Here is a 25,227-nt window from a genome sequence, read left to right as displayed (position 1 = left end):
TGCCGGTCGACCGGCTTGGTGACCCCGTTCGACTCGTCAGGTTTCTAGCCGGCGACCCACGGAGCGGTGAGACCCACGCGGAGGGCACGATCGAGGTCGCCGAACGGACGACCGCTGAGCACGATGAGGGGTGCGTTGCGGGTGGCCTTCCGCTTGCTCCCCCAGGTCATTCCGACGAATGCGAGCTGGTCGGCGTCGGCGGTCCAGATGAAGACGACGCCGTCACCTCCGCGGGTCTGCTCGGGCAGCGGCACGTACCGGGTCGGGTCTCCGGATGCGAACGCCGCGTGGAGTCGCTCGAACGCGTCCGGGCTGAGCGAGTGGTACCCCTCAAATCGCTTCCGAAGCGGTGTGCCGGTCTGCTCGCGGACCCACACTCGCGACCAGGACCCCGCGATCGCACCGACGGCGAATACTCCGAAGGTCACGGCGAGGATGACGATCGCGATCGGAAGAATGCCCAGCCCCCGCAGCGCCTGATAGCGCGGGCGCGACGCTTCCTGAGCGCTGTCCCTCGAGTACTCCATCAACCCGGCGAAGTTCACCACCGCGAACACCACCGCTGCTATGCACAGCATGAGCGCACCCGTCGCCACGATCGTGCGCGGCAGCGAACGCCGAGAGACGAAGCCAGGAGTCCGCGAGAGCGTCGCGTCGTAGAGAGCCACACCCCCAGCATCCCAGGTCTCTGAGCTCGCCGCCCGCGTGAGCTGCTTACCGCTGCGAGGAGCACCGCACCCTGGGCTCGATGGAGCTGTCGGCGGTGGCTGATACCGTGCCCGGCGTGAAGATCCTCCTGCTCTCTCGCTGTCCGGGTGCGCTGTCGTCTTTCCTCGCGGAGTCGACAGATCACGAAGGCCCGCTCCGCCTCGGCTACATCGACGACGCCCAGGTGGCGTTCTCGGAGGCTCCGTTCTTGCGAGCAGAACGCGACTCTGTGGAGGAGCTGGGCCACGAGGTCGTCGGCATCACTGTTCGGGGCCTGAGCGTCGCCGAGTTCGAGCGCGTGCTCGGAGGGCTGGATGCGCTGTACGTGGCGAGCGGGAGCACCTTCGCGCTCCTTGAGGCGCTGCGCGTGTCTGGCTGCGACGCCCCCTTGGTCGAGCACGTGCGAGCGGGGCTCCCCTATGTCGGGTCCAGCGCCGGATCGATCATCGCGGGGCCCGATGTCACGCCCGCATCCCTGATGGACGACCCTGCAGACGGGCCCCTGCTCACTGATCTCACTGGCCTCGGGCTGGTCGAGCAGACCGTCATCCCGCATGCGGATGGGCACCTGCCGCCCTACCCACCGGACCTGATTCGCACGACGCTGGACACGTACGGAGCCGACTACCCGTTGCTCCCCCTCGCCGACGACCAGGCCCTCCTCGCCGATGGGACGAGTGCGAGCGTGATCGACTCCAGCTGCTGAGCCTGCTCGGAGAGCTCCGACCCTCCCCGAACGATGTGCATGTCCCTCATCGTCATCGCGTCGAAATGTCGAGAAGTCGCCTCGTCCAGTCGGCCAGCGCGGCGGTGGCGCATCGAGAGATGACCGCGCCCGGCATCATGCTCGTGAATCCGTGGAAGGCACCCGGCCACACGTGGAGCTCAGCGTCACCGCCGGCTGCCCAGAGGCCGCTCGCGTACGCGACTGTCTCATCACGAAAGACCTCGACGCTGCCGCAGTCGATGTAGGTGCGCGGGAGGTTGGAGAGGTCGGTTGCTCGGGCGGGGGCGGCGAAGACGGAGACATCCTCGCCGGCGCGGCGGGATCCGAGATAGGCGTCCCATCCGAAGCGGGTCATCTGCCGATCCGCGACCCCGATGCCGTCGATCTGCCTCGTCGACACCGTGCAGTCCCGGTCGTCGAGCATCGGCGACACCAGGATCTGCGCCATCAGGGCTGGCCCTTTCCGTTCCCGGGAGAGAAGGGCTGTACCTGCGGCGAGCCCACCGCCGGCGCTCTGGCCGACGACGACGATGCGTTCTGGGTCGATGTCGAGCGCATCGGCGTTCGCTGCGACCCAGGCCAGCCCCGCGTAGCAGTCCTCGACCGGATACGGGTCGGGATACTCGGGGGCGAGGCGGTAGTCGACGCTGATGAGCACCACGTCGTGGTCGTTCAGGAGCCAGTCCTCGTATGAGTCCAGATTCCCCAGGTAGTGGCCGAACACCATGCCACCGCCGTGGATCGTGTAGAACGCGCTCGTGATCCCGGTGCGACCGATGCGCTGGACAACGGCGAGGGTGATCGGATCACCGAGGTGGCCTGGCACGGTGAGCGTCCGCCGTTCGTACCCGCGAGCCCGCAGCCGCTCGTCGAGTTCATCTTCCGTGATGTCGAGGCCGCGCAGGTGCGGGAGCATCTCGGTCGTGAGGGTGAGAGGCCCGTGCGCTTCGAGTGCGGTGAGGAAGGTGGCCAGCTCGGGATCGAAGGCCGGGCGAGGTGTGAGGTCAGACATCGGTGGACTCCTGTGTGGTGATCGACGTGGGAAGGGTGCGACGCGAACGTTGGATGCCGATGGCGACGAGCGCCGCAGCGAGGGCGGTGATGCTCAGACCGGCGATGAGCGTCGCGTCTTGCAACGATGCGAGTCGGTCCGGGGTCCAGGTCACCGTCGCGATAGTGCCGGCGACATGGGCGGCCAGGATCGTGCCAGCAGCGGTGATCCCGGCTGCGGTGGCGATCTCGCTCGCGGTGTCGACGAGGGCGGCACCGATGGAGGTGCGGTTCTCGGGGAGGCCGCGCAGGACGTTGTTCCCGGCGACGGCGCCGACTATCCGCATCCCGGCGGCGACGAGCACGAGCGCAAGCAGGATCCAGGCGTAACCGAAGCGACCCAGGAGCGCGAACACGGCAAGGCCCGCGACGACAGCGGTCGCGCTCATCCAGGCTGCTCGATCAAGACCCAGCCGTCTGGCAACCGGGCCGACGAAGCGGCCGCTCACGAGAAGCACCACGACCTGCGGCAGCGTAGCGATCGCGGCGAGGGCGGGCGACCACCCCCACGCGAGCTGCAATTGCACTGTGACCAGGTACGACAGCCCCGCCATCGCAAGGCCCGCGGCGGCCTTGTAGGCCAGACCACTCGCGACCTGAGGCTGTACGACGAGTCGCAAGTCCAGCAGCGGACGGCGCGCCGTGCGGGCACGGACCACGAATGCGACGGCTGCGGCGACCGTGGCCGTGCTCCACTCCACAGTGACGTCGGCACCAGCGACGAACAGGGTCGGAGTGAGCAGGACGCCGACGACGGTTGCCGTGCCGAGGATCGCGCCGATCACATCGATGCGGTCGCGGTGAAGATCTGCTTGCTGGTCAGCGGCGATCCCCGCGCGAATGCCAACGAAGGCGATCGCTGCGATCGGAGCATTGGCCACCATCAGCGCCTGCCACGGTGACACGGCAAGAGCGAACCCGCCGATCGTGGGCCCGGCGGCGAGGCCCACCAACCCAGCAGTCGAGATGACCGTCAGCGCCCGCACGCGCAACTCGTCTCGAGCGAAGAGCCGGAAAGCCAACGCCATCGAGCCTGGGGCTGTCATCGCCGCGGCGACGCCCATCAGCGCGCGTACGGCGATGAGCTGCTCGATCGACGTGACGAACACGGTCAGCGCGCTGACGATCGCGAGCAACGTCAGACCGGCGAGCATGATGCGGCGGCGACCGAACCGGTCAGCGACCGAACCGAACAGAAGCATGAGGCCGCCGAAGGCGAGCGAGTACGCCCCGGAGACCCACTGCAGCGAGGCGGCGGGTGCGATGAGCTCGCGCCCGATGGAGGGGAGCGCAACGTTCAGGACAGAATTGTCGAGCATTTCGAACAGGAACACCGCAGAGAGGCCGGTCAGCGCAACCCACGCATCGCGCAGACGTGGCGGGGGAGCCTGGACGGCGGCAGGCGTCGTCGATTCGAACATGAGCGCACTCCTTCGATGAAGAAGTGGCGACTCCGACGAGACCGCTTGTGCGTTTCCGTCTGCCTCAGCAGGACGGGTTTTTTCCCTCTGCGTGAAGGCTAGCGCATCATCGCCCTGTCCCGAGCGTGGTGACGGGCGCCGCATTCTCCAGGCCTGCCGTACCCGTCTTCCCGTGTGCCCTCCCAGGAGTCTCGGCGCTGGGTCGCGTTTCGCTAGCATCGGCTGAATGTCGAAGACCGCGAACGCCTACTCCCTCCGAGCTGATGAGTACAGCAGCCTTCTGGGTTCGATGGAGTCGGTGCACGACTCCGACCGTCAGCTCATCGACAGCTGGGCGGCGGCAGTTGAAGGTCAGGTGCTGGACGCGGGTTGCGGGCCCGGGCATTGGACGAACTACCTGGCCAATCGGGGGCTCGAGGTCCGGGGCATCGACCTGGTCCCGGCCTTCATCGAGCGTGCGCGATCCTCGTATCCCGGCGTGCGATTCGAAGTGGGGAGCATCGACGAGATCGACGAGCCCGACGACTCCCTCGGAGGCATCCTGTCCTGGTACTCGACGATCCACCACGACCCGTCTCGCATCTCCGAACCCCTCACCGAGTTCGCGCGAGTCCTGCGCCCGGGCGGCCTGCTTGTCGTCGGGTACTTCGAAGGTCCCGCGTGCGAAGCGTTCGATCACGCCATCACAACCGCGTACCGGTGGCCGGCGAGCGAGCTCGAGCAAGCCCTGGAGGCATCCGGATTCGAAGTGCTCGAGTCCCATCGGCGAACGAGCAGAACCCACAGACCGCACGGCGCTGTCATCTGCCGACCCTCGCTCGCGCCTGACTGAGCATCTGGCAGCCCCTGCCTTGTGTCAAGCGTGCTTGACGTGTATAACTCTCTCAACAGTCAAGTTAGCTTTACACATGGGAGTGCAACATGGACACCGAGCGTTCTTCGTACACAGCGGACACTCGAAGCCGGTGGGGCCGAGTGAAGTTCGGTGGGCGCTGGTCGGCACTCTGGCTGGCGATCCCCTCCGGCCTGCTCCTCGCCTGCGCCATCGCAACGATTCTGGTGCTGACAGGGTCCGCCGGCCCGCACCCGCTCGTCGGGTGGTTCGCGACGGTGCTGGTGTCGTTCTGGGCCTGTGCCGGTCTCGTGTGGGCGCTGTCCGTCGACCGGGACAGCCTTCGAGGAGCCACCCCGCGCCCCGAGCAGTCGGTGGAGTCGGCATGGATCGAACGTGCGACAAGTGGAGCGTTCGGCGACACCCTGCTCGTGACCGGTCTCGGCACCGCGGTCATCGCGGTCGGGAACCTCGATATTCCCGCGCTCCTTGCCCTGGTCGCCGTGATCGTCGTCGCGATGGGATCGGTGAGCATCCGGTATGGCCTCGAGCGAAGGCGAGGCTAGTCGGTGAAGAATGAGCTCCCCGACCTTCGCAAGCAACGCGGGTGGTCGCAGCAGCGCCTCGCGGAGGAGCTCGGCGTCTCCCGCCAGACGGTCATCTCCATCGAGCGCGGCCGCTTCGACCCCTCGCTGCCCCTCGCGTTCCGCATCGCGCGCGTCTTCGAGTGCCCGATCGAGAGCATCTTCGACGACGATGACGCCGAAGGGGCCGACGACGCCGAGTGACGGATCCCCGCTGACGACTCCCGCAGGCTTCCGCGAGAAGGGCCGCGTCAGCCGTCGTCGCGCGAGCGTTCCGTCAGCCCGAGGAGGGCGATGACCTGCTCGGCGTGCGCGCGAGCAGCCGCCACAGTCGGTGCGGGCGCCAGGCCGAGCAGGCGGCGTCGGTGCGGCTCACCGAGGAGCAGCCCGAACAGCGCCTCCGCCAGCGCCAGCACCTCCGCGTCCGTCTTCACCTCCACGAGCCCACTAGCAGGAGAGAGGTGCTGCGCAAGCAGAGCCACGTACCCCCGTGGCCCGCTGGAGTAGAAGCCCGACGCGAGCTCCGGGAACTGCGCCGCCTCTCCGATCATGAGCCGGTGCAGGCCGACGGCGTTGTCCGAGTGCAGGACGAAGACGAGCCGCGCTGCGGTCTCGAGCAGCGACTCGGCGGTCACCCCGTGGTTCGCGAGGTCGCGAGCGCGGAACCGCTCGATCGCCGCGGTGAATACCTCCGCCTTGTCGCCGAAGTAGGTGTAGATCGTGCGCTTGGTGACCCGTGCGGCTGCTGCGATCTCGTCGACGGTGACCTGGCCGTAGCCATTCGACACGAACAGCGCGACGGCGGCGTCCAGGATCTGGTCTCGGCGCTCCTCCCGCTCCTGGGCGGTCGGGCGGCCCCGCTTGCGGCTCGTGCTCGACACGGTCTCGCTCATCCGCAGTGCTCCCCACCTCGTGCTTCGCATGTCGACCCTCGACGACAACCATCCTATAATGAGACGTATTCGTTTCATTACTCGCGTGGTCATCCCTCGCGGTCGATCGCGCCGAGCCCCAGAAGGGCCAGGCGAGAGGAGCTCCCAATGGCTGCACGCAGATCCGCAACCCCGCGGAAGACAGCGTCGAATCCACCCTCAGCACACACCACGGCCCTCGACAGCGAGGGACTCGTCGAGTTCTACCGCCAGATGGTGCTGATCCGGCGGTTCGAGGAGCGCGCCGCCCGCTCGTACACGCAGGCGGAGATCGGTGGCTACTGCCACCTGAACCTCGGCGAGGAGGCGACGGTGGTCGGCCTGATGGCAGCGATGGAGTCGACCGACTACCTCTTCACGAACTACCGGGAGCACGGGTACGCGCTCGGGCGAGGCATCGCGCCAGGGCGGATCATGGCAGAGCTCTACGGGCGCAGCGGCGGCGTGTCGAAGGGGTGGGGCGGGTCGATGCACCTCTTCGACCTGGAGTCGCGCCTGCTCGGCGGGTACGGCATCGTCGGCGGGCAGGTGCCGCTCGCCACCGGTGCGGCCCTCGCGATCGACTACCGCAGCGGCCAAGAGGCCGTGGTCTGCGTCATGGGAGACGGCACCACGAACATCGGGGCGTTTCACGAGTCGCTGAACATCGCTGCCCTGTGGGACCTGCCGGTCGCCTACGTGGTCGTCAACAACGGCCTCGGGATGGGCACCACGGTCGAGCGCGCCTCCGGCGAGCCCGAGCTGCACAAGCGGGCATCCTCGTACCGGATGGCATCCGCCCGCGTCGACGGGAACGACCCGGTCGCCGTCCGGGACGCCGCGGCCAGCGCGCTCGCGAGCGCCCGGGCCGGCAAGCCGTTCCTGCTGGAGACGGTGAGCGAGCGGCTGAAGGGCCACTCGGTCGTCGACCCCGCGAAGTACCGCACCCGCGAGGAGGCTGAGGCTCTCAAGGCCGGCGACCCCATCGCCGCGTTCGCGGTTCGCCTCGCCGAGCAGGGACTCCTGACTGACGAGGCAATCGCCGACATCGACGCTGCCGCCATGGCCGCCGTCGCGGAGGCCGTCGCGTTCGCCGAGGCGAGCCCGCACCCGTCGGTCGACACGCTCTTCGACTACACCTACGCCACACCGGTTCCCAACGATTCCCGCAGGCTGCCCGGCCAGCCGCTCTTCGAACCATCCCCCTCACCCACGATCGGAGCATCCGCATGAGCATGATGACCTACCGTCAGGCGCTCCATGACACTCTCCGCGCCGAGATGCTGCGAGACGAGAACGTGCTGCTCATCGGCGAGGAGATCGGTGTCTTCGAGGGCTCGTACAAGATCACCGCCGGCATGCTCGCGGAGTTCGGCGAGAAGCGCGTGCGAGACACACCCATCGCCGAGGAGGGGTTCACTGGAGCCGCCATCGGCGCCGCGATGCTCGGGCTGCGCCCGGTCGTGGAGATCATGACCATCAACTTCTCGCTGCTGGCCCTGGACCAGATCGTGAACCACGCCGCGAAGATCTACGGCATGTTCGGCGGTCAGGCCCGGGTCCCCCTCGTCATCCGCACCCCGGGCGGAGGCGGGCAGCAGCTCGGCGCCACGCACTCGCAGAACATCGAGCTGTACTACGCGTTCGTGCCAGGAATGAAGGTCGTCGCCCCGTCCAGCCCCGCTGACGCGAAAGCGCTGCTGCTGGCCGCGATCCGCGACGACGACCCCGTGCTGTTCCTCGAGAACCTAGCGCTCTACAACACCAAGGGCGAGGTGCCGGACGACGACACCCCCGCCGAGATCGGCCGGGCCGCCGTGACCCGCGAGGGTGCCGACATCACCGTGGTCGCTTACTCGCGCATGGCGGCCGTCGCCCTCGAAGTGGCCGAGCGGCTCGCCGAGACCGAGGGCATCGACGTGGAGGTCGTCGACCTCCGCAGCCTGCGCCCGCTCGACCGCGACACCGTCATCGCATCCGTGAAGAAGACCCACTGCGCCGTCGTCCTGGAAGACGACTGGCTCACCTACGGCATCGGTGCCGAGATCGCCGCAACCATCTCGGACGGCGCCTTCGACTGGCTGGACGCACCCGTGCGCCGGGTCGCGATGGCCGAGGTGCCCATGCCCTACTCCAAGCCGCTCGAGACCGCCGCGCTCCCCTCCGCGGACGACGCCGCCACCGCCATCCGGCAGACCCTCGCCGCGGTCTCCCGCCGCATCTAAGGACACCCCATGATCGATATCTTCATGCCCCGCCTCTCCGACACCATGCAGGAGGGCGCCATCGCCGCGTGGCACAAGCAGCCAGGCGACGCCGTCGCCGTGGGCGACCTCCTCGTCGAGATCGAGACCGACAAGGCCACCATGGAGTACGAGGCCTACGACGCCGGCGTCCTGCGCGACATCCTGGTCGCCGAAGGCGAGGTGGCGACCATCGGCACGGTCATCGCGCGCCTCGATGACGGCACCGACGACGCGAACGACGACGCACCAGCGAGCGCATCCGACGCTGTCGCGCCCGCGGAAGCGGAAGCGGTTGGCGCAGCGGACGCGAGCGCCGCCGCTCGGGAGGTCGCTTCCCAGGTCGCAGCAGGACAGCGGCTGTTCGCTACGCCGCTCGCGCGCCGACTCGCTCGCGAGCACGAGATCGACCTGTCTGGCGTGCTGGGATCCGGCCCCGGCGGCCGGATCGTCCGCGCCGACATCGAGGATGCACGCGCACGTCAGGCCTCCCCCGCGGACACGGCCATCGCTTCGTCAGCTCGATGCGCATCGAGCCCGACGGCGGGCCAGGCCACCGGCGGCGGCACCCGCACCAGCACCAGCGCTCCCGATGCGCGACAGCCGACTGCAGTCCCGTTCGACAAGACCCGCGAAGTGATCGCTCGGCGCCTCAGCGAGAGCAGCAGCACGGTGCCGCACTTCTTCGTCACGGCTGCGGCCGACGTCGAGGCCCTCCTGGCGCTCCGAGCCGAGCTGAACGGCAACCTCGAATCGACGGGGCGCCCCAAGATCAGCGTCAACGATCTCCTCGTGCGCGCCTGCGCCATCGCGCTTCGCGCGCATCCGGGAGTCAACGCCTCCTACTCCCCCGAGGGCCGCGGAGAGACCCTGCTCCACGGGCGCGTCAACATCGGCATCGCCATCGCCTCCCCGACTAGCCTCGTCGTGCCGGTGATCGGCGACGCCGACCTGAGGCCGACATCGCACATCGCGCGCGAGTCTCGGCGACTGGCCGGGCTCGCCAAGGAACGCAAGCTCGGCCCCTCGGAAATGGCGGGCGGCACGTTCACGATCAGCAACCTCGGCATGTACGGCGTCGAGCAGTTCACCGCCATCATCAACCCGCCAGAGGGGGCGATCCTCGCCGTCGGCGCAGCGAAGCCAGAACCCGTCGCGATCAACGGGGCAGTCGAGGTGCGTCACCGCCTGCGATACACCCTCTCCGCCGACCACCGCATCATCGACGGAGCCCTTGCCGCAGCGTTCCTCGCCACGCTGACGGGGCTCCTCGAACAGCCCATGCACATCATCGCCTGAGCGACTGGAATCGCGGTCGCGGGGACGGTCGCACCCCCGCGACCCCGACCCGGTGTTGGCGGTCCGGCTTCCCGGGCGGCGATCTCGTACTGTGGTGGGACCGTCGCTCGAAACCGGAGAGCCCGGGCGACGCCCACTCCAGGTGGGAAGCTGAAGGAGGGACCACATGGGCCGACCGAGTCTTGTGCATGAGCGGCGCCCGCAGATCGTCGCGGCCGCGAAGCGAGTCATCGGGAAGTACGGAGTCGAGGGCGCGACCCAGGAGCGCATCGCCTCCGAAGCTCAGCTGAGCCGGGCGCACATCCGTCACTACGTCGGCAACCGCGACGAGCTCATCCAGCTCGTCTGGAACTCGACGATGGACCCGTACGCGCAGGAGATGCACGAACGGGTGCAGGCCGCGCGCTCCGGCCAGGGGCTCGAGGGGGTGCTCGACTTCCTCTTCGGCACCGGTGTCGAAGCGAGTCCAGACGATGCCGTGTTCGATGCATTCCTGGCCTGGTCCCAGCACGACGAGCAGGTCAGGCGGCGCCTGCTCGACAGCTACGCGACCGTGGTCACCGAGGTCGCCGCGGCGATCAGGGCGACGCACCGGGAGATGGACGTCGCACGGAGCGAGGCGCTCGGCTATGCCATGCTGTGCCTCACCATCGGGTCCTCGAGCATGAGCGTTCTCCAGTTCCCGGACGCGCAGACCAGTCCGCTTCGCGACCTGGCGGCGTCGATGATCCAAGCGGCGGCGGCTGCCTGAGCGCCGCCGCCGCCCGATCGTGGCTCAACTGCGGTCGGCGCTCGGCACCTCGAGACTGCGGGTGCTCTCGTCGTCGCCGACCTCGTCCTCCGCGCGGATCTGCGCGGGCAGACGGCGGAAGCCCTTGGTCAGGAAGCCGAGGTAGATCACCCCGATGATCAGCCAGGTGATGCCGAGCATCTTCGCTGAGGAATCGATGCTCACCCAGAGGGCGACATTGGTGGCGACGCCGATCAGCGGGAGGACGAGGTAGCGCACCACATCCATCCGCGAACGCCGGCGCTGGCGAACGAAGTAGTGGTTGATCACGGCGATGTTGACCATGATGAAGCCCGTGATGGCGCCGAAGCTCGTGAGCGAGGTCGCGCCGAGGAGGTTGTCGGTGAAGAAGACGGCGCCGAGCGCCGCGACGGAGACGAGCACGATGTTGTTGACCGGGGTTCCGAACCGCGGCGAGAGCTTGCCGAAGAACCGCTTCGGGAGCAGACCGTCGCGGCCCATGCCGTAGAGCACGCGGGAGACGGCGGCGACGGCCGCCATCGCGCAGAGGATGCTCGCGGCCTGATCGGCGACGAAGAACGTGATGTTCAGTGCCTCTCCGCCGATCCGGGGCAGGAGCTCGAAGATGCCGGTATCCGGATCCTCGAATTCCGCGTACCCGGTGGGCCAGGCGATCTGCAGGAAGTAGGCGATCGTCGCGAAGCCGAGGCCCGCCCCGATGCACATGATCAGGATCGCTCGCGGGATCGTGACGGTCGGCTGGTGGGTCTCCTCCGCGAGCGTGGAGACGGCGTCGAAGCCGAGGAAGGAGACGGCGAGGATCGAGGCCGCCCACATCACGTTGCCGAAGTTGAACGTCTCGGGGTTGTAGATGGCCTCCGGCACGAAGAGGCCACCGGCTCCACCGCCCTGCAGGACGTAGCTCGTGATGAGGCCGATGAGCACAACCGCGAAGATGATCTGCGCGGAGACGACGGCGATGTTGAGTCGCCCGGAGACCCGTGCTCCGAGGATGTTCATGACCGCGCCGAAGCCGGCCGCGAGCATCACCCAGATGGCGGTCGGAATGGCGGGAACGTACTCCTCCATGTAGATCCCGAACAGCAGGTAGCAGATCATCGGGAGCAGCATGTAGTCGAGCAGGAACACCCAGCCGGTCGCGAAGCCGAGGTAGGGATGCACGCTCTTCTGCACGTAGGTGTACGCGGACCCGGCGACCGGGAAGGCCTTCACCATCTGCGCATACGAGTACGCGGTGAAGAACATGACGACCAGCGTCACGAGGTACGCGAGGTACGCGAGGGCCATCATGCCCCCGCTGAGCTCGGTGGCGATGCCGTAGAAGTTGAAGATGGCCGTCGGGGCGAGGTAGGCAAGCCCGAACGCCAGGAGGTGACGCAGCTTGAGTGATCGAACGAACTGGGTGGCTTGACTCACGGGTGCTCCTCTGGGGGTCTCCGTCGACTGCACTGTCGCGTGGAGTGGGGCACGAAGCGTGCCCTCTGGCGAATAGATTACCAACATTGCTAATTTATGCCAGACTGCATTTCCAAGTTGTTACGTCTCTACCCGCAAGGAGCGCTCATCGTGGACCTGATCCTGACGAACGGCAGATTCTTCACCGCCGACGAGGCCGCTCCGTGGGCGAGCGGAGCCGTCATCCGTGACGGCCGGATCGCGCAGATGCTCAGGGAGGAGGACTCGCTGGCCCTCCCAGCCGAGGGGCTTCCCAGCTACGACCTGGGCGGACGACTCGTTCTGCCCGGCCTGATCGACGCCCACACGCATCCCAGCGGCGTCGCGAAGAGCGCCTGGCACGTCTCCCTCCCGCAGACGGACGACGTGGACGCGATCCTCGCCTTCATCCGCGAACACGGCGAGCGGCACCCCAAGGAGGAGGCGCCCTACCTGTTCTTCGAGTACTACCCGAGCACGCTGTTCGCGGGGAACGCCCCGACGAAGGAGCTCCTCGACTCGGCGATCAGCGACCGCCCCGTGCTCTGCCAGGACTTCAGCGACCACGCGCACTGGGTCAACTCGAAGATGCTCGAGCTGCTCGAGGTCGACGAGCACACGCCAGACCCCGTGCCTGGCCTCGAGATGTTCGTCCGTGACGCACACGGCGTGCCGACGGGGCACATCCTCGAGTTCGCGCACCTCCGCTTCATCGACCGCTTGTACGACTCCATCGGGTGGCGCCCACCAGAGGAGCTGACCGCCGAGAGCCTGAAGCCGTTCTTCGAGTTCATGACCCGGCACGGCGTCACGTCCCTCTTCGAGGCACTCATCGAGGACGAGGATGTGCTCCCCGCGCTCCGCGAGCTCCACCGACGCGGGGAGCTGCACACCAGGTACGAAGGCGCCGTTCGGTTCCGGACCCTCGCCGACCTCCCCGACGCGATCAAGCGAGCCCAGCGCCTCGACCGCGAGCACGGCACGGATCACATCCGCGTGCGAACGCTCAAGCTCTTCCTCGACGGCACGAACGAGAGCGGGAACAGCGCGGTCCTCGCTCCGCTGGTCCACGACGACTCCGGCAGCCTCGGCGAGATGCAGATCGAGACCGACGAGCTCGTGAGCTGCCTGCTGCTGGCGAACGAGGCGGAGATCGACGTGCACATCCACATGGTCGGCGACCGCGCCTTCCGGGCTGGATGCGATGCCGTCGCGGCCGCCAAGGAGTCGCTCGCCGAGACGGGCGGTGCCTGGCGGACGCAGGTGACGTTCGCGCACTGCGAGCTCATCGACCCGGCGGACATGCACCGGCCAGCCGAGCTCGGCATCATCGTGAACTGGACGAACCACTGGTCGGCGGGGTACTTCGGTGAAGAAGCGAAGAGCTACCTCGGGGACGAGCGATGGAATCGGATGTACGACTTCCGGGGCGTCCTGCAGGCCGGCGCCTCGATGACCTTCGCGAGCGACGTCGTGACGAACTTCGAGCTCCACCGAGGAAACCCGTTCTTCGGCATGCAGGTGGCCGCGACGCGGGTCGACCCGGAGCTGCCCCTCGATCCCGACCGCTACCCGGGGAGCGTCCGGCCGAGCCGCGAATCGCGCTTCGAGGTCACCGCGCTCCTGCGCGGGCACACCATCGAGGCGGCTCGACAGCTCCGGATCGATGACAGAGTCGGGTCCCTCGAGGTCGGGAAGGACGCGAACCTCGTCGTCCTCGACAGGGACCTCTTCGACGTGGAGCTCGACCAGCTCGGCCAGGTGAGCCCGTCGGCGGTCCTGTTCGAAGGAGAGCTGGCCTTCGGCTCGCTCACCTAGACCGACGGCGGTCTCCGTCCGCGAAGTCCTCAGCGAGATGTGCGCTTCGGAACGAGCAGGCTGACGAGGAGAACGGCGAGACCTGCGCCTCCGGCGACGAACCCCGCCATCTGGAGGATCCCGGCACCGATGTTCGCGTCGAGTGCGGTCGGGTCGGTGATGAGGACCGCCGAGGCGAGCGCGATGAATCCGATGGCAAGAAGAATCGTTCCGAGAAGTCGCATGCAGTGTTCCTTTGGTTGAAGCGCGGTTGGGTGTGGTCGTGATGCGTGTCCGGCTCAGCCCTCGTGGAGCGTGTACCCGACCCCGTAGACGGTGAGGAGCCTCGACGGCGTCTGCGGATCGGCCTCGATCTTGGCCCGGAGGTTCTTCACGTGGGTGTCGATCGTGCGGCCTCCGATCCAGCGATCTGTGCCATGCAGGCGGTCGAGCAGGCGGGCGCGGCTGAGGACGATACCGGGGTGCAGGGCGAACTCCTCGAGCAGGTCGAACTCCGCGCGGGTGAGGTCGAGGAGCCGATCGGAGAGGGTGGCTCGACGCCGCTCCGGGTCGATCTCCAGGTCGCCGACGGCGACGACCCTCGTGGCCGGCGCCGTGCGGTGGACTCGCCGCAGAAGCGCGCGGACTCGGGCGACGAGCTCGCGCGGGCTGTACGGCTTGGCGAGGTAGTCATCGGCGCCGAGCTCGAGCCCGAGGAGCAGATCGTTCTCCGTGGAGCGTGCGGTGAGCAGGAGTATCGGGAGCTCGAACTGCTCCTCGCGCAGCGTGCGGCAGACGGTGAGGCCGTCGGCCCCGGGGAGCATCACGTCGAGGACAAGCAGGTCGGGCGCAGAGCGACGCACCTCGGAGAGCGCTTCGGCGCCGTCGGCCAGCACCGTCACGTCATGCCCCTCGCGTTCGAGGTAACGGCGGACGAGCTCGGACTGCAGCGCATCGTCCTCGACGATCAAGACTCTGGTCACGACCCAACCCTAAGCACGCGTCCGCCATGCGGTCTGGCTCTGCACTGAACGCTCACAAGTCCCTCACATCCGAGGACGAGCGTGGGTCACGGCCGCTCACGACACGAGGAGGACTCATGCTCCGCATCACCCACCGATCCCTGACCGCCGCAGCAGGCGCCATCGCGCTCGTCGGAGTGCTCGCCGCGTGCTCCGCACCCTCAGCCGACCAGAGCCCTGAGGGTGACACCGGCATCGCGACGTTGGAGACGACCGCTCCGGCCCCGACCGAGGCAGCCGATGCGCTCATCGCGGAGTACGGCGAGCCGGTGCGCCTGCGTCTCGACATGTCGGACGAAGAGGAGGCGGACGCCTGGAAGGCGCGGGATCGCTGCCTCGAGGACCACACCGATGCACCGCAGGACGCCCCCGTGGGCGGCGGCGGAGACTCGGTCAGCGCCAGCGACGGTGGGGATCCGGTGAAGGCCGCCGAGGCCGAGGCTCTCTGCCTGCGCGTGGCGCCGCTGCCTCCGTGGGAGCTCGACGTGCAGAACCCGGATGCGCTGCGGTTCGCGCAGGGCGTGGTGGACTGCCTGCACGATCGCGGCGTCCGCGAGGTCGAGATCGCGGAGGCGGACCAGTTCGGCCGGATCAATATCGCCTTCGGCGGTGAGACGAACGATGCCACCTCGATCTCGCTTGGCATGCAGTACGTGGATGCCTGTGTGGCCTCCGAATCGGATGGGAGCGCTGCATGACGAGAGGTCGTCGCCGCACCGCGCTCATCGTCGCGCTCGCGGTCTGCTCCGCGCTCGCCGCGGGCGCCGGCGGTGCCGCCCTGGTGCTCCGGCCCGCGAATGAGGCAGCCCCCGTGGAGGAGACAGCCGCGCCGTCCACCACGGTCGTCGAGCGTGGCGAGCTCGTGCAGACCGCTCGCCTCGACGGTGCCGTCGGCTTCGGCGCCGCGGCCCCCGTGACGACGAAGGCGGACGGCATCATCACCTGGCTGCCCGAGGCGGGCGAAGTCCTTGATCGGGGGTCGGTGGCCCTGCGCGCGAACGAGCGCCCGGTGCCCGTGCTCATCGGCGAGGTTCCGCTCTACCGCGCGATCGACAAGCCGAAGATGGAGGGGGCCGATGTCAGCATGGTCGCGTCGAACCTGATGGACCTCGGCTACCTGTATCCCAGCGACATCGACACGTTCGAGACGGGGAAGCACTTCAAGCAGGCAGTGCGGGACTGGCAGGAGTCGCTCGGCGTCGAGCGCACCGGCATCCTCGGACCCGCCGACGTGGTCGTCCTGAGCGCGTCGAGTCGCGTCGCCGCCGTGAGCGCCCGCCTCGGCGACACTGCGGCTGGCCAGCCATACACGGTGACGCTCACGACGCGCGTCGTCGAGGCGTCCGTCCCTGCGCAGGATGCGGGCGTGATCGGCGCCGGTGCACGAGCCACGATCGAGCTGCCGGATGGACGCGTCGTCGACGGTTCCATCGACAGCGTGAACACGACCGGCGAGGGGGCCGAGGCGAAGGTCGACGCAATCGTCGCGATCGACGATCAGGCCGCCCTCGACGGCGTCGACGCTGCCGCCGTGACCGTCCGCATCGTCACCAGATCGGTGCAGGACGTGCTGATCGTCCCCGTGGCCTCGCTTGTCGCCCTCGCCGAAGGCGGGTACGCCCTGCAGGACGACCGGGGCGGACTGCACGGCGTCGAGATCGGTCTGATCGCGGACGACCGCGTCGAGGTCAGCGGCGAGGGAATCGACGCCGGCATGACGGTGGTGTCGGCACGATGACGACGACGCCTGCACTCGAGCTCGAGCGAGTCAGCCGCATCCACCCCGGTGGAGTCGTCGCCCTCGACGACGTCTCGGTGCAGATCGACCCCGGTGAGCTCACCGCGATCGTCGGACGCTCCGGCGCCGGCAAGTCAACGCTGCTCAACGTGCTCGGCACGCTCGACCGCCCCACGAGCGGTGCGGTTCGCATCGGCGGGACCGACACCCGAAATCTCACGGATCGTGCGCTCTCCACCCTGCGAGGCAGCACGATCGGGTTCGTCTTCCAGGGCTTCCACCTAAGCGACGGCGTGACCGCCGAGCAGAACGTCATGATGGCGCTCCTCTACAGCGGCGTTCCGAGGCGAGCGCGCCGCGATCTCGCACGCGCGGCGCTCGAGCGCGTCGGGCTCGAGCACCGCATGGGGCACGCGGCGCAGGAGCTCTCCGGCGGCGAACGGCAGCGAGTCGCCATCGCCAGGGCGATCGTGACCGATCCGCTCGTCGTCCTCGCCGACGAACCGACCGGCGCCCTCGACACCGCGAACGGCGAACGTGTGCTCAGCCTGCTCGAGCGGCTGCACGACGAGGGCACCACCGTCGTCGTCATCACCCACGACGTCGAGCTCGCCACGCGACTGCCGCGCCGGGTCGAGCTGAGAGACGGCCGCATCGTCGCCGACACGAACACCGCCACCACCACCGATGCCGGTACCGAGGCGGTGGAGCATGCGTGAGCGCCGCAGACGCCTCGGCCTCCGAGACCTGCTCGAGGTGGGCACGGTCGGGCTTCGCACTCGGCCGCTGCGCGCCGTGCTCTCCACCATCGGCATCGCCATCGGCATCGCCACGCTGGTGACCGTCACCGCGGTGCCCGCGTCCTCGCAGGCCGCGCTCGACGAACAGCTCACCGCGCTCGGCGCGGACCTGCTGCGCGCCGACCCACGTGCAGGTGCCGACGGAGACCCCGTCCCGCTTCCGGCCGAGGCGCTCGGCATGCTGCAGCGCATCGGGGCCGTGACCGATGCCGCGACGGTCGGCAATGCCCACGCCCCCATTCGCAGCAACGAGCTCCGCGAGTACCCGGAGACCGGGCTGACGACGCTCGCCGTTCGCGGTGACCTCCCCGGGGTGCTCAGGGCGGAGGTGACCTCCGGTCGCTGGCTGGCCGAGAGCGACCTGCCCACAGCGGTGCTCGGCATCGACGCCGCTGAGCGGCTCGGCCTGTCCCAGCTTCCCGACCGTCCCGTCACGATCGACGTCGGCGGCGTCGCGTTCACCGTCATCGGAGTGCTCTCAGCGACGCCGCTCTCCGGCGACCTGCAGTCAGCGGTCCTCGTCGACGATGCTGCGGCGCAGCGCTGGCTCGGCTTCGATGGCGCACCGACGGTCGCCTACGTCACCGGAGACGAGGCGTCGATCGAGGCGCTGCGTCCGGTCGTCGCCGCGACCCTCTCCCCGGGGGCGAGCGGGCTCGTGCAGGTGAGTCAGCCCTCGGCCGTCCTCGCCGCGAAGGACGCCGCCCGTTCCAACTTCGATGGGCTGTTCCTCGCGCTCGCCGCGGTCGCGCTCGTGATCGGCGGCATCGGCATCGCGAACACGATGTTCGTCTCCGTGCTCGAGCGTCGCCGGGAGATCGGCCTGCGACGCGCGCTCGGCGCACACCGCGGGCAGATCCGGGCCCAGTTCCTCCTGGAGGCGATCCTGCTCTGCGCGCTGGGCGGCGCATCCGGAGTGCCGCTCGGGCTGCTCGGCACCGCAGCATGGAGCGTCGTGCAGGGGTGGCCGCTGGTCGTTCCGGTGGAGACGATCGTGGCAGGTATGACAGCGGCGCTTGCGACAGGCGCAGTCGCCGGACTCGCCCCCTCGATCCGCGCCGCGCGACAGTCGCCGACGGCGGCCCTCGCCGCGACGTGAGCAGGCAGGGCGTCGACCGTGCGCGGATACCATTCCGGGCGAACAGCGATGAGAGCATGGCAGACGACATGAGCAGAAGCAGAAGAGCCGGGGCCGCGGGCGCCCGACGTGTGCCCCGGCTGCTCGCCCGCTACCTCGCGGCTGGAGTACTGCTCGTCATCGCGTCGGCGGGCGGCACGATCTGGCTCGCGGAGACCTCCGAGTACCGCTACGACGAGCAGGCGTCCGGCGCCGCGCTCATGCGGGACGAGCAGGTGATCGACGAGCTCACGAACTGGGCTGGGAGCCACACCGACTGGAGCACCGTCGGGCCAACGCTGCTGCTCCTGGGCAACGAGACAGGGCGCCGCATCGCCGTCATCGACGCCGCGGGGACGGTCATCGCCGACACGGCGCCCGATCTGCCCCGCCCAGCGAGCTCCACTCGGCTGCTCGACCCGCTCGAGCCGCTCTCCGACCCGGTGACGCTCGAGCCGCAGCTGCACGAGGGAATCACCGGGCCCTTCCTGCTCGATCAGACGCAGCGCGACCAGCTCACAGGGCAGGCGAGCGCGGTGGTGGAGTGCCTGGGTGACGCGCTCGTCGACACGACGGTGTGGGCGAGCGGTCGCCCTGTGGTCGTCGGCGGAGAAGACGCCCCAGACTGCGGCCGTGCGGCCCTGAACACGCCACTGCCGAGCGAGCGGACCGCCCTCGACGAGCTCCGCGATCGCACGAACGCGTGCCTGCTCGCCGCAGATGCACCTCTCGTCGCCGACGTCGAGCTCGACCTGCCCCCGTCGAGCGACTCCGCGCATCTCGCGCTGCGCACCGTCCCGGCGAGCGGCGATACCGCAGACGAGTGCCTCCTGCAGGCGCGCATCGACCAGTCCGAGGCGACGACCGCGCCCGCGGTGCACGTGGTCCTCACCGACGAGCGTGGCGGCCCGCAGGGTCCGCTCGACGCGAGCCCAGGATCGATCGCCCGCTTCGGAGTCTTCATCGTGGTGCTGCTCGCGCTCCTGTCGGCAGCTGCCGCGCTCATCATCGGGCCGACCCTGCGGAGCGCGCGCCGACTCGAGACCGCCGTCGATCGCTTCAGCGCCGGTGACCGCGACGCTCGCACGGGCCTGCATGCCCGCGACGATCTCGCCGGGATCGGTGCGGCATTCGACCGCATGTCCAGCGAGATCGCCGGACACGAAGCGTCCCGCCGGCGCCTGCTCGGCGATATCGCTCACGAGCTGCGCAGCCCGCTCACGAACATCCGCGGATGGGTCGAGGCTGCGGACGATGGACTCGGCCTCGAACATGAGGCGCTCCGGCGGCTCGTGCTCGACGAGGCCAGTCGCATGGAACGCATCACCGGCGACCTCCAGCTCCTCGCGCTCGCGGAGTCCGGCGACCTCGTGCTGGAGCGCACGCGGTGCGATGCGGCCGCCGTCGTGCAGGAGCTCGCCGAAGCGTACCGAGCCCGCGCGGCCACCGCAGGCGTCGAGCTGAACGTCACGACCCCCGAGCAGCTGCCGCTCACCACCGATCCCGCCAGATTGCGGCAGATCCTCGACAACCTCCTCTCGAACGCGCTCCGGCACACGCCGTCCGGCGGACGCGTCGACGTCGAGGCGGCGACAGCAGACGGCACGGTGCGCATCGCCGTGATCGACACCGGGACGGGGATCGCCCCAGCCGACCTCCCCCGCGTCTTCGATCGCCTCTGGCGCGGGGAGCCCTCTCGGGTCCGCGCAGGGCAGAGCACCGGCCTCGGCCTCTCGATCGCCCGCAGCCTCGCCGAAGCGCTCGGCGGCACCATCCAGGCGCGGAGCACCCTCGGCGAGGGCAGCCGGTTCGAAGTGTCGCTGCCTGCGCTCACACCACAGTGACGAGTTCCGCGTGCAGCGGGATCAGCCCTGAGCCAGCCAGAAGTCGACCTCCTGCTGGCGCGGCCTCGGAACGACCCTGGTCTCGTCGCCGAGCTCGAGGACGTGATCGGGAGAGGCCCGGAGCGTGGGCCAGGCAGGGCGCGCATCGCCGTTCGGGTCGCCGGTCCTGACGAAGGCCAGCCAGTAGCCGGTCATCTCGGCCTCGAGACGATGATCGATCGCCTCGTAGTCGACGTCCCCATCGGCCCCAAGATTGCCGTACGCGTACATGACCTCGGCCCCGTGGTACGCGCCGAATCGCTCGAGCGGTGGGTCCGGAGGCACCCGCGTGAAGAAGTACGGATAGACGTTCCCGGTGCCCGTCTCCGCCGCGCTCACGCCCCACTCGTGGGTCGGACTGATCATGGACCTGTCGGTCTCCGCCCGCACACGCGAGTCGAGCACCTGCTCGGCGGTCTCGCCCGGGTACAGCTGCAGGAAGGCATCCGCCTCCGCGCCATAGGTCTCGCGGGCTTCCTGCTCGTAGGTGCCCGGGTCCGTGTCCAGGCTCCCCAGCAACGACAGGGAGGCTTCGTCCGCGTTGCTGCCCAAGAGCAGCGGGACGTCATTCTGCGCGCCGGCGGCGTAGATCTCGGTGGGCGAGGCGGGGAGCAGCGCACCGTCGATGTGCGGCCACCAGTGCGCCGACAGCGAAGCCGCAGCCTCCTGGATCACCTCGGAGGGCAGTGCGCGCAGCTCGGCCAGACTCGCGACCCCGAGCGCTTCCTGCAACGAGGCTGCGGCCGCGCGGGCGTTCTCGGCGGTGTCGTACAGGTCGCCGGCGTCTCTGTCGCCGGCCGTTCCGAGACAGCTGCCGCTCTCACCGATGAGGCCGTGCACGAGCCCCGCAGCAAGCGGGGAGACGCCGAGGATGCAGGCGCTGCCGGAGCCCGCCGACTCCCCCGCCACGGTGACCCGGCCGGGATCGCCCCCGAACGCGGCGATGTTGTCCTGCACCCAGTGCAGCGCGGCGATCTGATCGCGCAGACCCTGGTTGCCGCCCTCGTCCCCCAGCTCCTCATCCGCCAAGAAGCCGAACACGCCGAGACGGTAGTTGATGGTGATGACGATGGCCTCTCCGCGAGCAGCCAGCGCGGCACCGTCGTAGGCGGGAAGCGCCCCAGACCCACCGGTGAATGAGCCACCGTGCACGAACACCAGCACCGGGAGCCGCTGTTCGGGCTGCGCCGCACTGCTGCGCCAGATGTTGAGCCGCAGCGCATCCTCGTCCGTGGCGTAGCCGCCGAGCAGGGTGTTCTCGAGCGGCACATCCATCACCTGCGTCGCCGCGCGGACGAAGAACGACGGCTCGGATTGGACAGCAGAAGGGCCGAAATCGTCCGCGATCAGGGTCTCAGCGCGAGGACGCGCGGGCTGCGGCGCCGCCCAGCGCAAGTCGCCGACGGGAGGGGCCGCGTACGGTATGCCGGCGAACGCCTCGACCCCGGCTTCCTCGTCGCGCACCCCGACCACCGCTCCCTGCTCGGTCGTCACGGCGGCGGTGTGCGGACCATCGATGGTCCGGGTCACGATCGGCGGACCAGCCGCGATGGCGATCGCCGCGACGAGGGAGGCGGACACCAGCCATGCCGGCACCTGCACGAACCACCGGCGAGAGCCCCACGTGTGCGCCGCGAGCGCGACGAGCAGCACGCTGGCGGCCACCAGCAGCCAGGCCCACCAGAGCCCCTGGTTGAGCCAGACCAGAACCCCGCCGAGGGCCGAGACCAGCGCAAGCGGCACCCACCATTTGGCGCCGACCTTCGGTGTCCGGGACGCGCGCGGAGTTCGGGGACTGCTCATGGTCTTCTCCTCGTTGCAGCTCTCAGATACCTCACCACACCTCGACCTGCGCAGAGGCAGGGTTCGCGACGCTGACTCGCGTCGTGGTGGGTCAGTAGAGCTCGAGCGCCAGTTCCTGGGCGAGTTCCATGCTCCGCCAGCGCGCTGGGGAGAAGTCGTACGGCATCATCTGGACGGCCTCGGCGAGGCTCGTTCCGCGCGCCGCACGGGCGTCTTCGGCATCTTCGGCGGCGTCCTCCGCGCCCTCGTGGTCATCGGCAGGAGCAGGATGTGATTCCTCCCAGGCGTCGAAGCGGTCGTTGTCGGCCTGCGCGAGGCCGGAGCTCTCGATGACCCCGTTGAGGGTGGCCTCGAAGGCGGCCCGTTCAGCGGCCACCTCAGCCACGCGGGGGTCGTCGACGGCGACGGTATCGTCCAGCGCCTCCTCGGCGGCGTCGATGCGGTCGGCCTCCTCCCGCAGCTCCGGGTGGGTGGCCAGGGCGATGAACCGGGATGCCTGGACGGAAGCACCGAGTGCGCCGAAGATCCGCTCGGTCACGAGGAGGGTGTCCAGGTCGTCCTGTCGCAGGGCCCCCTCTGGCAGCTCTGCCAGGCGGTCGCTCACGACATCGGAGAGCAAACCCAACCTGCTGCCCTGCGCGCGCATGCGCTGCACCGCCGTCCGCTGCCGCTCGAGTTCGGCCTGCCGCGCGACGAGGGACTCCTCCAGCCGCTCGAGGATGCGCGCGACATCGCCGCCGGTGTCGGCTGAGTCGGCCACGTCCGCGTCCGCGAAGGCATCGCGGATGTCGTCGAGGGCGATACCGGCGTCGGCCATCCGACGGATCCACAGCAGCTGGATCATCTCGTCGTAGCCGTAGCGGCGGCGGTCGTCGCTCCCCCGCGCCGGCTCCGGGATCAGCCCCAGCTGGTGGTAGTGGCGAATCGCGCGGGGCGTGGTCCCGACGAATTCGGCGGCTCCGCCGATCGTGACCTGGCGGGGCGGGATGAACGACGACAGCATGTGGGGCCTTCCTCGGGGGTGGCTGGATGCATCCACTGCACCACATGACGCTGCGGAAGGTACAAGTTCGCAGTCGATCCGAGCCGGAGACGGCGGGGTCTAGAATGAGAACTGTTCTGGTGTTATGGTGTTTATGTACAGTGGAGTTCGCATGCGGAAAGTACTGATTTCAACGAGCGCCTCGTTGCCCATCTACGAACAGATCAAGACGCAGGTACGGTCCGCGATCCTGTCCGGAGATGCCGCGGCAGGCGAGACGTTGCCTTCATTGCGCCAGTTGGCGGCAGACCTCCGAGTGAGTGTCATCACCGTGACTCGCGCGTACAACGACCTCGTCCACGAGGGCCTGGTCCGCAACGAGCACGGCCGCGGATTCGTCGTGCTGGAGGTCGACCCCACGATCGCCTCCGGAGCCCTGGAGGAGCGAGTCGCCGCCGCACTGCACGAGCTGCTCATCGCGGCTCGAAGCGCCCACATCGACATCGACGAAATGCACCGACGCCTTGATGAGGCTTGGAGGAACAATGACTGACGACGCAGCGCAGATCTCAGACCTGCGCATCACTCGACCCGACTTCACGGTCAAGGACATCTCATTCAGCATCCCGCGCGGTTCCGTGGTTGGACTCGTCGGCCCGAATGGCGCCGGGAAGACCACGATCATCCGCTCCCTGCTTGGCCTGATCACCCCCGACGCGGGACGCATCGAGGTCTTCGGCGGCCCAGCTGGAGCGAGCACGGCCCTCGCGAAGACGGGCATCGTCCTCGACCGGCCGACAGCCGCCGAGGACTGGCGCGTGACGTCGCTCGGCCGGAGGCTCGCCCCGTTCTACCCGAGGTGGGACCACGCCCGCTTCGCGCGGCTGCTCGACCGGTTCAGCATCCCCGAGAAGCGGCGAGTCGGTGAGCTCTCCCGCGGCCAGGGCGTGAAGCTCGCGCTCTCCTGCGCCCTCGCGCAGCAGCCGGAGCTCCTCATCCTCGACGAGCCCTCGAGCGGACTCGATCCGGCATCGCGCCGGGAGATCACCGACGTGATCCGCGAGTTCATGGTCGATCCGCAGCACGCGGTGCTGTTCTCCACGCACATCACGACCGACCTCGACGAGCTCGCCGATGACCTCATCGTGCTCGTGGGCGGGCACATCGCGCGCCGAGGCCCACTCCCCGACGTCAAGGAGAGCTACGCCATCGCGCGCGGCACGGGCACCGTGCCCGCGAGCGCACTCGGCCCCCAGCACACGGGCCAGGGATGGTCCGCACTCATCCGCGTCGACGACTCCCCCCAGTACGGGCCCGAGGTCGTGATCGACGAGGCGACCATCGACGACATCATCATCCACCTGGCCGCCGCACACGAGGAGGCAACGGCATGACGCTCGCATTCACTCGCTTCGACCTGATGTCCTGGGCCGTCAAGAAGCAGACGCTGCTGCTGCTCGCGTTCATCGCCCTGGTCGGCATCGTGCTCCCGCTACCGGGGATGGCCATCGCCGCATCCGCCCTCGTCACATCCCTGATCCTGTCCGCCCCTTTCCTGGGAGATGAACGCGATCGACTCGACACGCTCTACGGAGTGCTCCCGATCTCGCGGGGCGCAGTTGTCGTCGGGCGCGCGATCTCGGTGCTCCTCTACGGCCTCGCCGCGGTGGCCGTCGCGACAGCAGTGACGTTCGTCATGGCGTGGGTGCGCAACCGCGAGCTCGCACCAGAGCTGCTTCTCGTGAACTACGCGGCGGCGTTCGCGATCATCGGCCTGGCGGTCGGCGTGCAGCTCCCCGTGCTCTTCCGCGTCGGCTACACCCGTGGACGCTTCATGGTCTACGCCCCGGTGATCGTCATCGCGGGCGGAGCCTGGGTGGGCCAGGCCACCGGCGTCCTCGGCGACGACACGTTCTCGGCCCTGCCCCTCGAGGGCATCGTCGCGGCGTGCGCCGCCATCGGCATCATCGGCATCACCGTGGGCACCGGTCTCGCTGCACGCTTCTACCGGGCGCGCGAGCTGCGCTGACCGCATTCCCGCACTCCGCCACTCCCGTATTCCTGGCGACCCGCATCGAACAGCATGCATTGCAATACCTTGCAT

General features: G+C 68.9%; 26 protein-coding genes. 17 read left to right on the top strand and 9 right to left on the bottom strand.

Features of this window, described 5'->3' with window-relative positions:
• Nucleotides 1-44 precede the first annotated feature (44 nt).
• Nucleotides 45-668, bottom strand: coding sequence for a hypothetical protein (locus tag ITJ61_RS15035; RefSeq protein WP_194686599.1), 624 nt, complete (start codon nucleotides 666-668; stop codon nucleotides 45-47).
• A 95-nt stretch (nucleotides 669-763) separates the two neighbouring features.
• Here ITJ61_RS15035 and ITJ61_RS15030 point away from each other — a divergent pair, with 95 nt between their 5' ends.
• Nucleotides 764-1,414: a Type 1 glutamine amidotransferase-like domain-containing protein gene (locus ITJ61_RS15030; RefSeq protein WP_323744378.1), complete on the top strand. Its 651-nt coding sequence runs from the start codon at nucleotides 764-766 to the stop codon at nucleotides 1,412-1,414.
• A 52-nt stretch (nucleotides 1,415-1,466) separates the two neighbouring features.
• Here ITJ61_RS15030 and ITJ61_RS15025 read toward each other — a convergent pair whose 3' ends face one another.
• Nucleotides 1,467-2,447 carry an alpha/beta hydrolase gene (locus ITJ61_RS15025; protein ID WP_194686598.1) on the bottom strand — a complete coding sequence of 327 codons (981 nt, stop codon included), beginning with the start codon at nucleotides 2,445-2,447 and terminating at the stop codon, nucleotides 1,467-1,469.
• Nucleotides 2,440-3,906: an MFS transporter gene (locus tag ITJ61_RS15020; RefSeq protein ID WP_194686597.1), complete on the bottom strand. Its 1,467-nt coding sequence runs from the start codon at nucleotides 3,904-3,906 to the stop codon at nucleotides 2,440-2,442. Before ITJ61_RS15020 ends, ITJ61_RS15025 begins: the two co-directional genes overlap by 8 nt.
• A 226-nt stretch (nucleotides 3,907-4,132) precedes the next feature.
• On the opposite strand from ITJ61_RS15020, the gene ITJ61_RS15015 reads away from it, so the two are divergent.
• The 3 genes from ITJ61_RS15015 to ITJ61_RS15005 all read left to right on the top strand — a co-directional run bounded on the left by ITJ61_RS15015 (nucleotide 4,133) and on the right by ITJ61_RS15005 (nucleotide 5,526).
• Nucleotides 4,133-4,738: a class I SAM-dependent methyltransferase gene (locus ITJ61_RS15015; protein WP_194686596.1), complete on the top strand. Its 606-nt coding sequence runs from the start codon at nucleotides 4,133-4,135 to the stop codon at nucleotides 4,736-4,738.
• 89 nt (nucleotides 4,739-4,827) lie between these two features.
• Entirely contained in the window at nucleotides 4,828-5,304 is a 477-nt protein-coding gene (locus tag ITJ61_RS15010; protein ID WP_194686595.1) for a hypothetical protein, read from the top strand.
• A gap of 3 nt (nucleotides 5,305-5,307) precedes the next feature.
• The gene (locus ITJ61_RS15005; RefSeq protein WP_194686594.1) at nucleotides 5,308-5,526 is read left to right on the top strand and encodes a helix-turn-helix transcriptional regulator; all 219 of its coding nucleotides are present in this window, start codon (nucleotides 5,308-5,310) and stop codon (nucleotides 5,524-5,526) included.
• Nucleotides 5,527-5,573: 47 nt separating this feature from the next.
• On the opposite strand, the gene ITJ61_RS15000 is transcribed toward ITJ61_RS15005, so the two are convergent.
• Nucleotides 5,574-6,215 (bottom strand): TetR/AcrR family transcriptional regulator, encoded by a 642-nt coding sequence (locus tag ITJ61_RS15000; RefSeq protein WP_194686593.1) that lies wholly within the window; start codon nucleotides 6,213-6,215, stop codon nucleotides 5,574-5,576.
• Between the two features lie 147 nt (nucleotides 6,216-6,362).
• Between ITJ61_RS15000 and pdhA the strand changes: the two genes are divergently transcribed.
• The 4 genes from pdhA (at nucleotide 6,363) to ITJ61_RS14980 (ending at nucleotide 10,526) form a co-directional block, all read left to right on the top strand.
• Nucleotides 6,363-7,466, top strand: a complete 1,104-nt coding sequence (gene pdhA / locus ITJ61_RS14995; protein ID WP_194686592.1) for a pyruvate dehydrogenase (acetyl-transferring) E1 component subunit alpha — start codon at nucleotides 6,363-6,365, stop codon at nucleotides 7,464-7,466.
• Complete coding sequence (locus ITJ61_RS14990; protein ID WP_104301204.1) at nucleotides 7,463-8,458, top strand: alpha-ketoacid dehydrogenase subunit beta; 996 nt, start codon at nucleotides 7,463-7,465, stop codon at nucleotides 8,456-8,458. The genes pdhA and ITJ61_RS14990 overlap by 4 nt, the downstream gene beginning before the upstream one ends.
• A gap of 9 nt (nucleotides 8,459-8,467) precedes the next feature.
• Nucleotides 8,468-9,775 (top strand): dihydrolipoamide acetyltransferase family protein, encoded by a 1,308-nt coding sequence (locus tag ITJ61_RS14985; RefSeq protein WP_194686591.1) that lies wholly within the window; start codon nucleotides 8,468-8,470, stop codon nucleotides 9,773-9,775.
• Nucleotides 9,776-9,941: 166 nt separating this feature from the next.
• Nucleotides 9,942-10,526: a TetR/AcrR family transcriptional regulator gene (locus ITJ61_RS14980; RefSeq protein ID WP_104239867.1), complete on the top strand. Its 585-nt coding sequence runs from the start codon at nucleotides 9,942-9,944 to the stop codon at nucleotides 10,524-10,526.
• Nucleotides 10,527-10,550: 24 nt separating this feature from the next.
• Here the strand turns inward: ITJ61_RS14980 and ITJ61_RS14975 are convergent, their stop codons facing one another.
• A complete protein-coding gene (locus tag ITJ61_RS14975; RefSeq protein WP_194686590.1) occupies nucleotides 10,551-11,963 on the bottom strand; it encodes an APC family permease in 1,413 nt (470 codons plus the stop codon).
• A gap of 150 nt (nucleotides 11,964-12,113) precedes the next feature.
• Between ITJ61_RS14975 and ITJ61_RS14970 the strand changes: the two genes are divergently transcribed.
• Nucleotides 12,114-13,799: an amidohydrolase gene (locus tag ITJ61_RS14970; RefSeq protein ID WP_194686589.1), complete on the top strand. Its 1,686-nt coding sequence runs from the start codon at nucleotides 12,114-12,116 to the stop codon at nucleotides 13,797-13,799.
• Between the two features lie 29 nt (nucleotides 13,800-13,828).
• Here ITJ61_RS14970 and ITJ61_RS14965 read toward each other — a convergent pair whose 3' ends face one another.
• Entirely contained in the window at nucleotides 13,829-14,023 is a 195-nt protein-coding gene (locus ITJ61_RS14965) for a hypothetical protein (RefSeq protein WP_194686588.1), read from the bottom strand.
• Between the two features lie 54 nt (nucleotides 14,024-14,077).
• The gene (locus tag ITJ61_RS14960) at nucleotides 14,078-14,761 is read right to left on the bottom strand and encodes a response regulator transcription factor (RefSeq protein WP_104239871.1); all 684 of its coding nucleotides are present in this window, start codon (nucleotides 14,759-14,761) and stop codon (nucleotides 14,078-14,080) included.
• A 116-nt stretch (nucleotides 14,762-14,877) separates the two neighbouring features.
• Between ITJ61_RS14960 and ITJ61_RS14955 the strand changes: the two genes are divergently transcribed.
• The 5 genes from ITJ61_RS14955 to ITJ61_RS14935 all read left to right on the top strand — a co-directional run bounded on the left by ITJ61_RS14955 (nucleotide 14,878) and on the right by ITJ61_RS14935 (nucleotide 20,299).
• Nucleotides 14,878-15,498, top strand: a complete 621-nt coding sequence (locus tag ITJ61_RS14955; RefSeq protein WP_194686587.1) for a hypothetical protein — start codon at nucleotides 14,878-14,880, stop codon at nucleotides 15,496-15,498.
• Nucleotides 15,495-16,538, top strand: coding sequence for a peptidoglycan-binding protein (locus ITJ61_RS14950; RefSeq protein ID WP_194686586.1), 1,044 nt, complete (start codon nucleotides 15,495-15,497; stop codon nucleotides 16,536-16,538). The genes ITJ61_RS14955 and ITJ61_RS14950 overlap by 4 nt, the downstream gene beginning before the upstream one ends.
• Nucleotides 16,535-17,257, top strand: coding sequence for an ABC transporter ATP-binding protein (locus ITJ61_RS14945; RefSeq protein ID WP_194686585.1), 723 nt, complete (start codon nucleotides 16,535-16,537; stop codon nucleotides 17,255-17,257). Before ITJ61_RS14950 ends, ITJ61_RS14945 begins: the two co-directional genes overlap by 4 nt.
• On the top strand, nucleotides 17,250-18,437 hold the full coding sequence (locus ITJ61_RS14940) for an ABC transporter permease (RefSeq protein WP_194686584.1): 1,188 nt from the start codon (nucleotides 17,250-17,252) through the stop codon (nucleotides 18,435-18,437). The genes ITJ61_RS14945 and ITJ61_RS14940 overlap by 8 nt, the downstream gene beginning before the upstream one ends.
• 68 nt (nucleotides 18,438-18,505) lie before the next feature.
• Nucleotides 18,506-20,299 carry a sensor histidine kinase gene (locus tag ITJ61_RS14935; protein WP_194686583.1) on the top strand — a complete coding sequence of 598 codons (1,794 nt, stop codon included), beginning with the start codon at nucleotides 18,506-18,508 and terminating at the stop codon, nucleotides 20,297-20,299.
• Between the two features lie 21 nt (nucleotides 20,300-20,320).
• On the opposite strand, the gene ITJ61_RS14930 is transcribed toward ITJ61_RS14935, so the two are convergent.
• Complete coding sequence (locus ITJ61_RS14930; protein WP_194686582.1) at nucleotides 20,321-22,141, bottom strand: carboxylesterase/lipase family protein; 1,821 nt, start codon at nucleotides 22,139-22,141, stop codon at nucleotides 20,321-20,323.
• 91 nt (nucleotides 22,142-22,232) lie between these two features.
• Entirely contained in the window at nucleotides 22,233-23,144 is a 912-nt protein-coding gene (locus ITJ61_RS14925) for a MerR family DNA-binding transcriptional regulator (protein ID WP_194686581.1), read from the bottom strand.
• A gap of 184 nt (nucleotides 23,145-23,328) precedes the next feature.
• On the opposite strand from ITJ61_RS14925, the gene ITJ61_RS14920 reads away from it, so the two are divergent.
• The 3 genes from ITJ61_RS14920 to ITJ61_RS14910 are packed head-to-tail and all read left to right on the top strand — an operon-like array spanning nucleotide 23,329 to nucleotide 25,152.
• Complete coding sequence (locus ITJ61_RS14920) at nucleotides 23,329-23,676, top strand: GntR family transcriptional regulator (RefSeq protein ID WP_228496687.1); 348 nt, start codon at nucleotides 23,329-23,331, stop codon at nucleotides 23,674-23,676.
• Nucleotides 23,669-24,517: an ABC transporter ATP-binding protein gene (locus ITJ61_RS14915; RefSeq protein ID WP_194686580.1), complete on the top strand. Its 849-nt coding sequence runs from the start codon at nucleotides 23,669-23,671 to the stop codon at nucleotides 24,515-24,517. The genes ITJ61_RS14920 and ITJ61_RS14915 overlap by 8 nt, the downstream gene beginning before the upstream one ends.
• The gene (locus tag ITJ61_RS14910) at nucleotides 24,514-25,152 is read left to right on the top strand and encodes an ABC-2 transporter permease (protein ID WP_181059478.1); all 639 of its coding nucleotides are present in this window, start codon (nucleotides 24,514-24,516) and stop codon (nucleotides 25,150-25,152) included. The genes ITJ61_RS14915 and ITJ61_RS14910 overlap by 4 nt, the downstream gene beginning before the upstream one ends.
• Nucleotides 25,153-25,227: the final 75 nt, after the last annotated feature.

Source organism: Pseudoclavibacter sp. VKM Ac-2888, assembly GCF_015351285.1.
GTDB lineage: Bacteria > Actinomycetota > Actinomycetes > Actinomycetales > Microbacteriaceae > Pseudoclavibacter.
The sequence above is the reverse complement of the archived record's forward strand: the minus strand, read 5'-3'. Positions and strand labels throughout refer to the sequence as shown.